The organism is Mesorhizobium sp. 2RAF21, from assembly GCF_052115345.1.
In the GTDB taxonomy this organism is placed as follows: Bacteria; Pseudomonadota; Alphaproteobacteria; order Rhizobiales; family Rhizobiaceae; genus Mesorhizobium; species Mesorhizobium terrae.
In genome coordinates, this window is the sequence record NZ_JBFRGM010000003.1 from 409,487 (window position 1) to 422,276 (window position 12,790).

Here is a 12,790-nt window from a genome sequence, read left to right on the forward strand (position 1 = left end):
CAGGCTAGGCTGCCTTTTCCTTGGCTTTGCGCGGCATATGCGCCACGACATTTTCGATCATGCGCATGCCGGCATTGTGACCGAGGGTCATGATCGATTCGGGATGGAACTGCACGGCCGCGATCGGTTCCTTCTTGTGTTCGAAGGCCATGATGACGCCATCCTCGGTCTCCGCGGTGACGATAAAATCGTCGGGCAGGCGGACCGGATCGGCGAAGATCGAATGGTAGCGGCCGACCGTCACTTCCTTCGGCAGACCAGAGAAAATGACCCCCGGTTTCGAGACCCGAATGCGCGATGGCTTGCCGTGCATGGGAATGGCGAGCTGCCTCAGTTCGCCGCCATAGGCTTCGGCCAGCGCCTGCAGGCCGAGGCAGACGCCGAAGATCGGCAAGTCGCGCTGCCTGGCTTTCTTGATGGTGGCGGCGCAGTCGAAATCCTTCGGCGTGCCGGGCCCGGGCGAAAGCACGACGAGGTCCGGCTTCAGGCGGTCGAAGATTTCGTCGGGAACCGGCGTGCGCACCGTCGAGACATTGGCGCCGGTCTGGCGGAAGTAGTTCGCCAAAGTGTGGACGAAGCTGTCTTCATGGTCGACCAAAAGAATGTTCACGCCCTCGCCGACGCGGGCCGTGGTGCGTTCGACGCCGGTCGAGTTTCCGGTCTTGGCGTCGCGAATGGCGGAAAGCATGGCGGAGGCCTTCAGTTCGGTTTCGGCTTCTTCTTCCTCGGGAATGCTGTCGAACAGCAGCGTCGCACCGGCGCGCACTTCGGCGATGCCATCCTTGATGCGAATGGTGCGCAGCGTCAGGCCGGTATTCATGTCGCCGTTGAAATGCACCATGCCGATGGCGCCGCCATACCAGGCGCGCGGGCTTTTTTCGTTCTGTTCGATGAAGCGCATCGCCCACAGCTTTGGCGCTCCGGTCACCGTCACCGCCCAGGCGTGGGAGAGGAAAGCGTCGAAGGCATCCATGCCTTCGCGCAGACGGCCCTCGATGTGGTCGACCGTGTGGATCAGGCGTGAATACATCTCGATCTGGCGGCGGCCGATGACACGCACCGAACCCGGCTCGCAGACGCGGCTCTTGTCGTTGCGGTCGACGTCCGAGCACATGGTGAGCTCGGACTCGTCCTTCTTGGAATTGAGCAGTTTGAGAATCTGCTCGCTGTCGGAGATGGCATCGTCGCCGCGCTTGATGGTGCCGGAGATCGGGCAGGTCTCGACGCGGCGGCCGTTGACGCGCACGAACATCTCCGGCGACGCGCCAATCAGATATTCGCCTTCGCCGAGATTGATGAAGAAGGAATAGGGCGAGGGGTTGATGGTCTTCAGCCGCCGCGCGATTTCGGAAGGCGCGGTCTCGCAGCGTTCGAAGAACATCTGGCCGGGCACCACTTCGAACAGGTCGCCGCGCTTGAAGCTGTCCATGGCGTTGCGCACCAGCTTGGCGTATTCGCCGGGCTCATGATCGCCGCGCGGCGGAATGCGGTCCGCCGGCTTGAACGGCTCGACGACGCGGTCGCGCGGCAGGCCCTCGGTGGAGAACCCGTCGGCGGCGAATTCATAGCGGTCGACCCAGGCCTTGGCCGAATAGTGGTCGACGACCAGGATCTCGTCGGGAAGGAACAGGACGAGATCGCGCTGGCTTTCCTTGCGCTCCAGCTTGAGCTCAACCGGGTCGAACTGAAAAGCGAGGTCGTAGCCGAAGGCGCCGTAGAGGCCGAGATTGGCGTCTTCGGCGGTCTTGAACAGCGCCGTGAAGGCGCGTAGCACCGTGAAGACCGACGGAACCCGCGAGCGCTCCTCCTCGGTGAAGACGCGGCCGGGCTCGGCGATCTTCAGCGCCAGCCGCCGCTTCGTCGTCTGGGTGACGGCAACGTCCTCAAGGTCGGAGAGATGGCGTGCGACAACCATCAGCATCATCTCGCCGCGTGCGTTCAGCGCCTCGATGCGCATCGCGCGGCCGCGCGCCGAGATCATCAGCGGCGGGTCGATGATGGCGGTATCCCAGCGGGTATAGCGGCCGGGATATTCGTAGTTGGAGGAAAACACCGCGCCTGGGCGCGAATTCAGTCCGTCGATATAGGATTCGATCGCGCCCGCATAAGCAACGTCATGGCGTTCCCGCGTAATCGCCACGCCACCCGCCGTTACGAACCGCTCGGCGCCGTTCTCCAGAATTTCCACCGTCATTGCCATCTCCCTGTTCCGCCGCGGCGAGGTCTGGAGGCATCTCTGGAAAACAAAAGGCCGCCGGACTTCTCCTGCGGCCATCTCGATTGTTCACGCGCACGCGCTTCGACAGGCCGCTGTTAGCTGGCCCACCACCAAATGCTCTTGATCGACTTCGTGCACATGGCAAATTCCATAGCCGCGAACGGTTTCCCGCGCAACCGGATTTCCACGCTTGACCCTCACGCCGCGTCAGAGCCTATCTCGGTCAGGTCACGAGGTGTGGTGGATGAATACCTACACGGTCAGCGAACTGGCGGAACTCGCCGGCATATCGGTGCGGACGTTGCATCATTACGACGAGATCGGGCTGTTGAGACCCGCGCGCGTCGGCGACAACCGCTACCGGTACTATGGCGAGGAGGAATTGCTGCGGTTGCAGCAGATCCTGATCCAGCGCGAGCTCGGCCTGTCGCTTGGCGAAATTGGCGCCGCGCTCGACGATCCGGGCTTCGACCGGCTTCAGTCGCTGGTCAAACAGCGCGAGCGGCTGGAAGCCGAGGCCAAACGCTACCGACGCATGCTGAAAACCATCGACCGCACCATCGCCAAACTGAAAGGAGAAAAGGCGATGAAGGATCAAGACCTCTACAGCGGCGTGGTGTCGCTGCAAAAACAGGCCGAATACGAGGCCTGGCTGATCGAGCGCCATGGTGAGAATGTTCACGCCGAGATCGACGCGAACAAGGTGAAGACGCAGTCGATGCCTTCGGATGAACTCGCTGGCCTGATGCAGGAACTGAAGCAGATCGAGGATGCCTTGGCCGAGGCCATGCGGGAAGGCGCGCCGCCGCAGGCCCGCTCGCTCGATCCGCTGGTCGGCCGGCACCGCGACTGGGTCGCCACGACATGGAGCAAGCCCTGCACACCGGACGCCTATGCGAACCTCGCCGATCTCTACGAATCGCATGCCGATTTCGTCGCGCGCTACGAGACCATCGCCAAGGGTTTCGGCGCGTGGCTGCCGGCCGCGATGCGTGCGTGGGCCAGGCGGCAGGGGGAGGGCTGCTGACGATCCTGCGCCGACCTATGACGATCTTTCCGCCAGGTCGCGGCGGAGGAATTCGTCCAGGCGCTCGACCGCGGGCGTCGCCGACAAGGGATTGCGCATGATGCCGATTTCTAGATCGGGAAGCGGCGGCAATCCTTCGTTTTCGCCAATGATGCGCAGCGACGGCGGCACGCTGAGCTGCGCCAGTCCGGCAACCGCCAGCCCCGCCTGCACGACCGCGACGAGGCCGAGCAGGCTGGCGCTGGAATAGGTGCAGTGGAAGGCGCGGTCGGTCTTGGCCAGCACGTCCAGCATGTTCAGCCGCGCCGCGCAGCCCGGTTCGAACAACGCCACCGGCAACGGGTCCTTCTCCCAGGCGACATGATGGGGCGAGGCCACCCATACGCAACGCTCCAGCCGCAGCACCTCCAGCGGCTGGTCGGGCAGGCGGGTGATGATCGCAAGATCGAGCCGGCCTTCCGCCATCGTCTTCACCAGCGCGGTCGATTGCTCGCAGACGAGTTCGACCGTCACCAGCGGGTGTGCGGCCGAGAACCGCGACAGCACCGGCGGCAGCAGATAGGCCGCATAATCGTCCGGCACGCCGAGACGGACGCTGCCTGCCTCTTCCGGTCGCGTCACGCTCGCCCAGGCCTCGTCCGAGAGCTTGAGCAAACGGCGGGCATAGACCAGGAACTCCTCGCCGGCGGCGTTGGCCGTCACCGCCTTCGGCGTGCGTATCAACAGCTGCTTTCCGAGCGTCTGTTCGAGCCGCTGCATCTGCATGCTGACGGCAGACTGGCTACGCCCAACGCGCGGGGCGGCGCTGGAGAAGCTGCCGCTCTCGATGATGGCGACGAATGTCTTCAAAAGATCGAGGTCGAGAAGCGGTGTCATAGCGCTATCAGCATATCGAATAGCTAATACCAAATCTATTCGTTTGCGTGAAAGAGCGGAGACTGGCTTGCTGCTCGTCGGCATCCTCTGGAAGACGCTGCATGACCCAGGCATCGAGCCCTCGCTTTCCCGCGCTGAACCTGTCCGTTGCCATGATGATCGCTGGCACGGTCGGCGCCTTTGTCACCGAAGCCGGGCTCGACCCCATCACCACCGTGTTCTGGCGCTGCGCTTTCGGAACGGTCTTCCTCGGCGCCTGGTGCCTGTTGCGCGGCTACCTGCCCGATCCGGGTCTCTCGCCGGCGCGGCTCGCGCGGGCGGCGCTGTGCGGTGTCTGCATGGTGCTGAGCTGGACGGCATTCTTCGCCGGTTTCGCCAAGACCTCGATCGCCGTCATGACGATCATCTATCACATCCAGCCGTTCTTCGTGGTTCTGATCGGCGTGGTCTTTCTTAAGGAACGGGTGAGTGCCGACCAGGTCATCTGGATGGTCTCGGCATTTGTCGGCGTCGTGCTGGCCAGCGGCCTCGTCGCTTCCAACACGGTTGTGACCGCGACATGGGCGTTCGGCATCCTGATGGCGCTCGGCGGCGCGCTGCTCTATGCGATCGTCACTGTGCTGGCCAAAGGGCTCGGCCAACAACGTCCGGAAATCACCGTGCTCTGCCAGACCGTCGTCGGAACGATCATGCTGGCGCCGCTCGCCAATTTTTCCGAGCATATCCCGGCAGCGTCCTGGGGCTGGCTGGTCGGCATCGGCGTGCTCCACACCGGCATCGCCTATGTCATGATGTTCTCGGCCTATCCATGGTTGTCGACGCCGGTGATCGGCGTGCTCACCTTCATCTATCCCGTCATTGCCATCATCATCGACTGGGCGATCTACAATCACCCCATCGGCCTGCCGCAGGCAATCGGCATGGCGATGATCGCGGCCGCGACGCTGGGCGTTCGGCTGGGCTGGCGTTTCCCGGGCCGGCGCGCGTCGGCGCGGCTGGCCCCGCCAGCCGAGTAACGACGAATCCTGTCACACAGCCTTCAAGCCGCGAAACTACAGACGGGCTCCGACACCGGTCTTGCAGGAGCCACAGTGCCTTACCAACGAAACGATGCCTTTGCCGAAAACTTCACGGAGATCGGCAAGAGCGAGCCTCCCTATTATCTCAATCGGCGGTTCGACGCGGCCGGCAATTTCCTGCCACAGCCCGGCAACACCATCGTCAGCCACGTGCTCGATGGGTCGAAAACGCAGCAGGCGCTGGTGCGTGTGCGCGAAGCGATGATGGCGTTGCCGCATGGCGATCGCTTTGCCTATACGCCGGTTTCAAGCCTGCACATGACCGTTTTCCAGGGCACCATCGAAGGACGCCGGCAGCCGGTCTACTGGCCGCGAGACGTGGCTTGCGACGTGCCGATCGATGAGACCACGACGCTGTTTGTCGACCGGCTGGAAGGCTTTCCCTCGGCGCCAGAGCTGCGCATGCGGCCGGTCGAGATCACGCCGCTCGGCCTGGTCGCGACCGGCGCCACGCTGGCGGACGAAATGACCATCCGCGCCCTGCGCGACCGGCTGGTCGAACCTTTCGGTTACCGCCATCCCGACCATGACCGCTATACCTTCCACGTCACGCTCGCTTATCTGAAAGCGTGGCTGCCGGTCGGTGCCGAAACGGTCTATCTGCCGGCCCTTGCCGAGCTTGAGCGGAGCTTCCTGGCCGAGATCGACGTGCTCGAACTCGGCCCACCGGCCTTCTGTACTTTCAACGACATGACGGAGTTCAAGCCGGTGCACGACCTCGCTTGAGAACCCGATATCGTGCTCGCGAACGATGCGCCGGAGCGCCTCTCAGGCCTCCAGCGTGCCGGAACGGGCGTCTTCGCTGCGCTTGGCGCCGATCAGCTTGACCAGGTCGTCGCCCTTGCGGGTGATGCGATGCGAGCGGCGGGTGAGGATGTAGCCATCCTGCGGGGCGAATATCTCGACGCGGCCGCCTTGTTCGCCAGGCGCATGCACGATCGTGGCCAGCCTGTCGCCCTTCTTCACGCGGTCGCCGGGTTTCACATCGTAGAGCACGGGGCCAGCCTTCGGCGCCGGCATCATGTCGATGTTCTCGAGCGGAGAGACGACCCCCTCGAAACGCCCGGGCTTCGGCATCGAGGGATCGGCGATGACGCCGCGCGCGACGAGCACGCGGTAGAGGCCGGCCGCGTCCGCCTCGGCCATGGCCGGATCGACATCGGCGATGCCCCGATATTCGACGGTGGTGGCCACGAAACGTTCGAGCCGTTCCTTGCCGGCGGAAAGGTGCGGATGTAGCGAGGCCTCCTCGAAGGCAGCTCCGCTCTCGCCTTCCCACAAAAGCACGGCTTCGACGCCCATCGCGGCGGCGCAGTCCTGCATGGCCGGCCACAGCACGGCCGGCACGTAGAGGTAGGCGACGCTTTCGTCGTCGCAATGCAGGTCGAGCACGATGTCATGGCCGACCGACAGCTTGAGCAGTCGGGCCTTCAGCCGTTGGTCGACGGTCGGCAGTCTGTCTTCCGCCGGCAGCAGCGCGGTGTCCGGCTTGTCGATCAGCGGGAAGTCGCGATTGAAATTGACGCGGTTGGGCAGATGGAAGCGGCCTTCCAGCTCGCCGAACATATATTGGGCGCGACCGACCGGATTGGCCCAGGGCACCACGGTGATCGAGCCTTTGACGCGGCCTTCGGCTTCCGCTTTCGCCAGCATCGGCATCAGCGCGTCGATGGCCACCGTGCCCGGCAGCTCGCCCGCATGCAGCGCCGCCTGCAGATAGGCGGTCGGTGCTGCGGCATCGCTCCCCTTGAAGCGGAAGACCGGGAATTCATAGGCAACGCCCTCGCTGTCGCCAGCCAGCCGCTCGATCGATTTTTCCATGGTCTTCTCCGTCGGGTGCCTGTCGTTCATGCCGTGCCGGCAGGGCCATGTCGAGTGGTCCAGTGCCGCTGATGATGAGCGCAGCGAGGTCCCGCAGCGTCCGGGATGTGCGCCGGCTCAGACCAGTGGCGTCAGTTCCTGTGCGATCGTCGGCAGGATTTCGGCGACATTGGGGTGGATATGCGTGGCGCGCTGAAGCGTCCTTACCGGAGCCTTGGCGTACATCAGGTCGAGCACGCAGTGCACAGCCTCGTCGCCGCCAGGCCCGAGCACCGAGCAGCCGAGGATTTCGCCGCTGTCGGCATCGACCAGGATCTTCATGAACCCTTGCGTCTCGCCTTTCTCGATCGCCCGGCCAATCCGTGTCATCGGGCGCTGCCCCACCAGCGCGCGGCGGCCGGATCGGCGCACGGCGGTCTCGGTCATGCCGGCGCGGCCAAGCGGCGGGTCGGTGTAGAGCGCATAGGCCTCAATTCGGTCGCCCACCCTGCGCGTATCGTTGTCGAGCAGGTTGGCCGCGACGATCTCGAAGTCGTTGTAGGAGGTGTGGGTGAAGGCGCCTTTGCCGTTGCAGTCGCCCATCGCCCAGATGTGCGGCACGCTGGTGCGCAACTGGTCGTCGACCTCGATGTAACCGCGTTTGTCCAGCGCGACCCCGGCCCTGTCGAGGCCGAGGTCGTCGGTGTTGGGAATACGGCCGAGCGCCAGCAGCACATGCGAGCCGACCACCGGCGGCTGGCCGCGCGAAAAGGTGACCGCCACGTCCTTGCTCTGCCTGGCGAAAGCGATGTCGTCGGCGCCGAGATGCACGGCGATGTCCTCGTTCTCAAATATCGACAGGATGGCGGCGGAGACATCCTCGTCCTCGCGGCCGATCAGCCGCGGGCCTTTCTCGATGACCGTCACCCTGGAGCCGAAGCGGCGGAACATCTGCGCGAACTCCAGCGAGATGTAGCTGCCGCCGACCACCACCAGGTGATCCGGCAGCACGTCGAGGTCCATGATCGAGGAGTTGGTCAGGAAAGCGACATCGCCGATGCCCGGCAAGTCCGGCACCGAGGCGCGGCCGCCGACATTCAGGAATATCTTGCCGGCGCGCAAAAGCTCGTTGCCGACGCGCACGGTGTTCGCATCCTCGAACCGGGCGTGACCGCGAAACAGCGTGCAGCCGGGCATGCCGGCGATCCATTCCTCCAGCCTGTGGCGGGCATCGTCGGAAACCTTGTCCTTGCGCGCCTTGACCGTCTTCATGTCGATGCCGACCGGGCCGGAAAGCGTCACGCCGTAATCGGCGGCGCGGCGGGCGAGATGCGCTGCATAGGCGCTGGCGACCATCGTCTTGGTGGGCATGCAGCCGGTGTTGACGCAGGTGCCGCCCACCAGCTTGCGCTCGACGAGCGCCACCGTCATGCCGGCGCCGCTCAGCCGTCCGGCCAGGAACGGGCCAGCCTGGCCACAGCCGACGACGATGGCGTCGAAGGCCTTTGCCTCGCCCGTCATGCGACGGCGGCCACGATCAGCAGGGCGGCGACGATTGCGACAACATCTTCGATCAGCGCGGCGGGCAAGTCACGGCCGAGAGCGGCGGCGAGACGCGCCCGCGCTTCGGCGCCGCCATACGTGCCGATCGCCGCGCCAATCGCGCCAGCGATCAATCCGCCGATCGTGGCACCGCCGGTCGCGCCGATGACCGCGCCGGACAGCGCGCCGGTGACCAGCCGGGCGCCGAATTGCTGCGGCACCTTGCGGCTGGGCGTCGAGGGCAGCTGGTCGGTGACCAGTTCGACGAGGGCGAGGATCGAGAAGAGGGCGACGGCGATCCAGTGGCCCATGAAGCTTGCCCATGTGCCGGCAACCGGCAGCCAGCCGAGATGGGCGCCCCAGGCGACGGCGGCGGGCGCCATCATCGCCCTCAAGCCCGCGACAACCCCGATCAGCAGTGCAAGCAGATAAAGCATGACAGGTCCCCCAGCTTGGAACGGCCTTTGATAAGCAGCCTAGCATATGCCCTGCATTTGACCATCGTTCGGATCTGGGCGACGAAATCCGCGAGGGAGGCGACGAGATTCGTGGGCCTTCCAAGCAAGGACGCTGCAGATGACCGAACGCGACAAGATGAAGGCTGGCGAATGGTACAATTGCGTCGATCCCGAGCTTGACGCCTTGCGGCTCGTTGCCAGCCAGGCCGTGTTCGAACATCGTTCGCTGCCGCCGCTTGAGCGGGGCGACATCGCGCCGTTGTTGCGCGCGCTGCTCGGGCAGGCGGGCGAGGGCGCCCGCATCGAAGCGCCGTTCCATTGCGCCTATGGCTTCAACATCTTCCTCGGCGCGGGCGTCTTCCTCAATACCGGCTGCGTCATTCTCGACACCGCTCCGGTCCGCATCGGCAAGGGCACCATGCTCGGGCCAACCGTGCAGATCTATTGCCCTGAACATCACAAGGACCCGGAAAAACGCCTGGCAGGGCTGGAGATCGCCCGGCCGGTGACGATCGGCGAGAATGTCTGGATCGGTGGTGGCGCCATCATCCTCGGTGGCATCACCATCGGCGACAATGCCATCATCGGCGCGGGTTCGGTGGTCACCCGAAATGTGGCCGCTGGCTCGACCGTTGTCGGCAATCCGGCTCGGCCAGTTGGCTGAAATGATTGTTCCTGCGGGTTGACAGGGCGACGGGCCGTCTCCTTAACTCGCGGCGTTAATGTTCTCAGGGCGGGGTGAAAGTCCCCACCGGCGGTAAGGGTGTTCGCACCCGAGCCCGCGAGCGCCTTCCGGCAACGGAAGGGTCAGCAGATCCGGTGTAATTCCGGAGCCGACGGTCACAGTCCGGATGGAAGAGAACGAACGGAATAGCGGTGGCGCAAGCTGCCGGGATTCCGCGTCGTGCGTCCTGATTCTGGTTCGAAACGGAAGGAAGGACCCATGAATCAGCAATCCCCAAAACAGTTCGAAATCCGCCGCGTCGCCGTTATCCGTGCCCGCTGGCACGCCGACATCGTCGACCAGTGTGTCGAGGTCTTCGCCAAGGAGATCGAGACACTGAGCGGGGGCAGCCTGGCCGTCGATATCTTCGACGTGCCTGGTGCCTACGAAATCCCGCTGCATGCCAAGACGCTGGCGGACAATGGTCGCCATGCAGCCATCCTCGGCGTGGCGTTCGTCGTCAATGGCGGCATCTACCGCCATGAATTCGTGGCCCAGGCGGTGCTCGACGGCATGATGAGCGTTCAGCTCGCAACCGGCGTGCCGGTGCTGTCAGCGGTGCTGACGCCGCACAATTTCCACGACAGTGCCGAGCATCATCGTTTCTTCTTCGATCATTTCAGGGTCAAGGGCAGGGAGGCGGCCGGCGCCTGCGTGGAGATCCTGAAAGCGCGCGACCTGATCGCCGCCTGATCTTGCCGCACGAGAACGTCGGGTAGGCCCGGCGTTCTCTCCTCCTTTAGCCTACAGGTTGTATTTTTGGCGATAATACATCTTTAAGTTGATTTGCCGAGGCGATGCCCCTATAAATCGGCCAATTGTCCCGCAAGGGCGAAGCGTGGCTTGGGGGCACGCATGGCGTTGTCGAAAAGATCGAAGGCAATTCTTGCATTGGCCGCTGCCGGCCTTGCGTTTCTGGCACATTCGGCCTTCGCGCAGGTGCCCCCGCACCAGCCGGGCACGATCTGCTTCACAGCCACTTTCTGGTGCTGGGCCAATCCCCCCGGACCGCCGGGCAATCCGTGCGGCTGCCCGTCACCCTATGGATATGTGTCGGGTTATCTGAACTAGAGGTGCCGGCGTGCCGGCCTCTTGATGGGGGAGGTTTGGGTGGCGGAGGAAACATTCGTCGATCGTCTGATCAGCGATGCCTATCGTATCGCCGAATATGCGCGCACAAACCGTACCATCGACGACGCGGAACTGTGGGCCGCGATCAAGGCGGTCGAACAACTGCCCGAGGCCGAGCGCAAGATCCAGGACGATAAGGTGAAGGCGCTTCAGGAGGCCTTCCGCAAATGCACCGCCAATATCGAACCGCAGGCGCTGGTCGCCATCAGGAACGGCTGGAATCCATTCAAAAATTCATGGCGCAACAGGGCAAGGATCGCGTTCCTGGTCCTGATATCGCTGGCCTCCATGGCCATGGTCGGGCAGCTCACCCAGATCTACAATTCGGGCAGGCTGCTTTCCACCGATCTCATAGCACTGCAAAAAAGCAATTCGCTGGAACGTTTCGGCCTGCTGGAACGTGAACTCAACGAAGCGCAAAGGCGCCTGTCCGATAAGAAAGATGGAGAGGGTCAAGGCGATCCCGCCGGACAGGGCGCGATCCCGGCGGTTGCCGGCGGCACGGCCGGAGATGCATCCGGCGAGGCTGGATTGCAGTCGGGAGATACGCGCGAACGCTATCTGCTGGCCCGCGAGGCGGCCTATTCGAAACAGGATGAGCTGATCAAACTCGACCAGCAGATACGTGCGCTGGAAATCCGGGCCGAGACTTTCCAGAAATTGGCGAAGAACCCCATCGCGGGCATGGAAACCGCCCGTAAGGTCGGCGACAAGATATCAAACTGGTTCGCCTGTCTTCTACTGAATGATCTCAGCGCCGGGGAGGCGCTCAAGAAGGCTGCGGAATCTCCCCGGTCAATGAGCAGCGGCAATGTCGGTGTTCCCGAAAGTGCCGGCGCGCAGCCTGCCATCGCGATATGCCCACCAGGCTTCCGCGGCGCCACCCCTGGCATGACATCGGACGGCGGGGGGCCGGGTGGTGGCGGTCTCTCGGCGGCGAGCGACGCTGCTACCGACCCCAGCCCGCCTCCCCCATCTGGTGGCTATGGCCACGAGCCGCGCAGTGTGGTGATGCGGGGAGCTTTCTGCTCGCATCTGGACTATCTCGCCCCGGAAGGCCAGACATCCGCGGCGACTGCGGACCCCGCAAGGCAGTATATCGCCGCCATCGCCTATACGATCGACAATCAGTTCGGCGTCAGGGTTGCCGACATCATCAGCCAGAACTGCAAGATCGGCCTTTATTATTATTCCGGCTCGATCCCGGATATGGCTTCGCTCGAGGCTCAGGTCCGTGACACCAACACCTTTTATTCCTTCATCATTCTGCCGGCGGCTTATGGCGCGCTCGGCGCGCTGATGTTCTACATGCGCCGGATTCTCGATCCGCTTCTGCCGGACCCGACCTTCCTCAGGACCGTTCACCGTGTCGCGCTGGGCGCGCTTGCCGGAGTACTACTGGCCTGGCTGTGGGTCGGTATCTTCGACAGCAGCGAGGATTTCAAGGCGGTTGGGCTCGGACTGTTCGCGCTCGCCTTCGTGTTCGGCTTCAGCATCGAGGTCTTCTTCGACTTCCTCGACAGCCTGGTGAACGCGGCAAAGCGCCAAGTTAGCAAGTTTGACGACCCGGCTAGCCCAGCCACCACTGCCAACCCGGCGACGCCTACCCCCGCCAAGCAAGGCTCTTAAAAACTCCGGGGACTAGGGCGACAGCGCGATCAGGGCCGTAAGGCCTCATGTGATGAGGGCAGTAGGCAGTCGGGTGAACTCCTGTTCCGACTGCCGACTGCCGATTGCCCTTTGTGCCTAGAACAGCCCCTCGATCTGGCCCTGGTCGTTGAGGAAGATCTTCTCCGACGAGGGTTTTGAGGGGAGGCCCGGCATGGTCATGACCTCGCCGCAGATGATGACGACGAAGCCGGCGCCGGCGGCAAGCCGCACCTCGCGCACCGGCACGGTGTGGCCGGTCGGCGCGCCGCGCAGGTTCGGATCGGT

The 12,790-nt window shown here is 64.0% G+C and carries 13 protein-coding genes and 1 riboswitch; of the genes, 6 read left to right on the forward strand and 7 right to left on the reverse strand.

The window, feature by feature from the left end; genetic code table 11:
• Positions 1-4: 4 nt before the first annotated feature.
• Positions 5-2,194, reverse strand: a complete 2,190-nt coding sequence (locus AB4136_RS07320; RefSeq protein ID WP_137902109.1) for an anthranilate synthase — start codon at positions 2,192-2,194, stop codon at positions 5-7.
• A gap of 268 nt (positions 2,195-2,462) precedes the next feature.
• Between AB4136_RS07320 and AB4136_RS07325 the strand changes: the two genes are divergently transcribed.
• Positions 2,463-3,245: a MerR family transcriptional regulator gene (locus AB4136_RS07325; protein ID WP_137902108.1), complete on the forward strand. Its 783-nt coding sequence runs from the start codon at positions 2,463-2,465 to the stop codon at positions 3,243-3,245.
• Between the two features lie 15 nt (positions 3,246-3,260).
• Here AB4136_RS07325 and AB4136_RS07330 read toward each other — a convergent pair whose 3' ends face one another.
• Positions 3,261-4,121 (reverse strand): LysR substrate-binding domain-containing protein, encoded by an 861-nt coding sequence (locus AB4136_RS07330; protein WP_024925566.1) that lies wholly within the window; start codon positions 4,119-4,121, stop codon positions 3,261-3,263.
• A gap of 101 nt (positions 4,122-4,222) precedes the next feature.
• On the opposite strand from AB4136_RS07330, the gene AB4136_RS07335 reads away from it, so the two are divergent.
• Both AB4136_RS07335 and AB4136_RS07340 read left to right on the forward strand, forming a co-directional pair.
• Positions 4,223-5,137 carry a DMT family transporter gene (locus AB4136_RS07335; protein WP_024925565.1) on the forward strand — a complete coding sequence of 305 codons (915 nt, stop codon included), beginning with the start codon at positions 4,223-4,225 and terminating at the stop codon, positions 5,135-5,137.
• Positions 5,138-5,212: 75 nt separating this feature from the next.
• Positions 5,213-5,926, forward strand: a complete 714-nt coding sequence (locus AB4136_RS07340; protein WP_024925564.1) for a DUF1868 domain-containing protein — start codon at positions 5,213-5,215, stop codon at positions 5,924-5,926.
• A gap of 42 nt (positions 5,927-5,968) precedes the next feature.
• Here the strand turns inward: AB4136_RS07340 and AB4136_RS07345 are convergent, their stop codons facing one another.
• The 3 genes from AB4136_RS07345 to AB4136_RS07355 form a co-directional block, all read right to left on the reverse strand.
• Positions 5,969-7,021, reverse strand: coding sequence for a succinylglutamate desuccinylase/aspartoacylase domain-containing protein (locus AB4136_RS07345; protein ID WP_024925563.1), 1,053 nt, complete (start codon positions 7,019-7,021; stop codon positions 5,969-5,971).
• A gap of 117 nt (positions 7,022-7,138) precedes the next feature.
• The gene (locus AB4136_RS07350) at positions 7,139-8,521 is read right to left on the reverse strand and encodes an FAD-containing oxidoreductase (RefSeq protein ID WP_024925562.1); all 1,383 of its coding nucleotides are present in this window, start codon (positions 8,519-8,521) and stop codon (positions 7,139-7,141) included.
• Positions 8,518-8,979 (reverse strand): membrane protein, encoded by a 462-nt coding sequence (locus AB4136_RS07355; protein WP_024925561.1) that lies wholly within the window; start codon positions 8,977-8,979, stop codon positions 8,518-8,520. The genes AB4136_RS07350 and AB4136_RS07355 overlap by 4 nt, the downstream gene beginning before the upstream one ends.
• A 139-nt stretch (positions 8,980-9,118) precedes the next feature.
• Between AB4136_RS07355 and AB4136_RS07360 the strand changes: the two genes are divergently transcribed.
• Both AB4136_RS07360 and AB4136_RS07365 read left to right on the forward strand, forming a co-directional pair.
• Positions 9,119-9,664 carry a sugar O-acetyltransferase gene (locus tag AB4136_RS07360; RefSeq protein WP_036254427.1) on the forward strand — a complete coding sequence of 182 codons (546 nt, stop codon included), beginning with the start codon at positions 9,119-9,121 and terminating at the stop codon, positions 9,662-9,664.
• A 56-nt stretch (positions 9,665-9,720) separates the two neighbouring features.
• Positions 9,721-9,867: riboswitch (FMN riboswitch) on the forward strand.
• Positions 9,868-9,943: 76 nt separating this feature from the next.
• Positions 9,944-10,417, forward strand: a complete 474-nt coding sequence (locus AB4136_RS07365) for a 6,7-dimethyl-8-ribityllumazine synthase (protein ID WP_024925559.1) — start codon at positions 9,944-9,946, stop codon at positions 10,415-10,417.
• A gap of 110 nt (positions 10,418-10,527) precedes the next feature.
• Here the strand turns inward: AB4136_RS07365 and AB4136_RS07370 are convergent, their stop codons facing one another.
• Entirely contained in the window at positions 10,528-10,698 is a 171-nt protein-coding gene (locus tag AB4136_RS07370) for a hypothetical protein (protein ID WP_161773324.1), read from the reverse strand.
• Between the two features lie 136 nt (positions 10,699-10,834).
• On the opposite strand from AB4136_RS07370, the gene AB4136_RS07375 reads away from it, so the two are divergent.
• A complete protein-coding gene (locus AB4136_RS07375; protein ID WP_024925558.1) occupies positions 10,835-12,484 on the forward strand; it encodes a hypothetical protein in 1,650 nt (549 codons plus the stop codon).
• A 117-nt stretch (positions 12,485-12,601) separates the two neighbouring features.
• Here the strand turns inward: AB4136_RS07375 and AB4136_RS07380 are convergent.
• A partial coding sequence (locus AB4136_RS07380; protein WP_441930940.1) for a formate--tetrahydrofolate ligase occupies positions 12,602-12,790 on the reverse strand: 189 nt, incomplete at its 5' end.

Coding starts and splice junctions, on each gene's coding strand:
- AB4136_RS07335 (WP_024925565.1), top strand. CDS start 4,223: ATGACCCAGGCATCGAGCCCTCGCTTTCCCGCGCTGAACCTGTCCGTT.
- AB4136_RS07350 (WP_024925562.1), bottom strand. CDS start 8,521: ATGACGGGCGAGGCAAAGGCCTTCGACGCCATCGTCGTCGGCTGTGGC.
- AB4136_RS07365 (WP_024925559.1), top strand. CDS start 9,944: ATGAATCAGCAATCCCCAAAACAGTTCGAAATCCGCCGCGTCGCCGTT.
- AB4136_RS07325 (WP_137902108.1), top strand. CDS start 2,463: ATGAATACCTACACGGTCAGCGAACTGGCGGAACTCGCCGGCATATCG.
- AB4136_RS07345 (WP_024925563.1), bottom strand. CDS start 7,021: ATGGAAAAATCGATCGAGCGGCTGGCTGGCGACAGCGAGGGCGTTGCC.
- AB4136_RS07360 (WP_036254427.1), top strand. CDS start 9,119: ATGACCGAACGCGACAAGATGAAGGCTGGCGAATGGTACAATTGCGTC.
- AB4136_RS07355 (WP_024925561.1), bottom strand. CDS start 8,979: ATGCTTTATCTGCTTGCACTGCTGATCGGGGTTGTCGCGGGCTTGAGG.
- AB4136_RS07330 (WP_024925566.1), bottom strand. CDS start 4,121: ATGACACCGCTTCTCGACCTCGATCTTTTGAAGACATTCGTCGCCATC.
- AB4136_RS07320 (WP_137902109.1), bottom strand. CDS start 2,194: ATGACGGTGGAAATTCTGGAGAACGGCGCCGAGCGGTTCGTAACGGCG.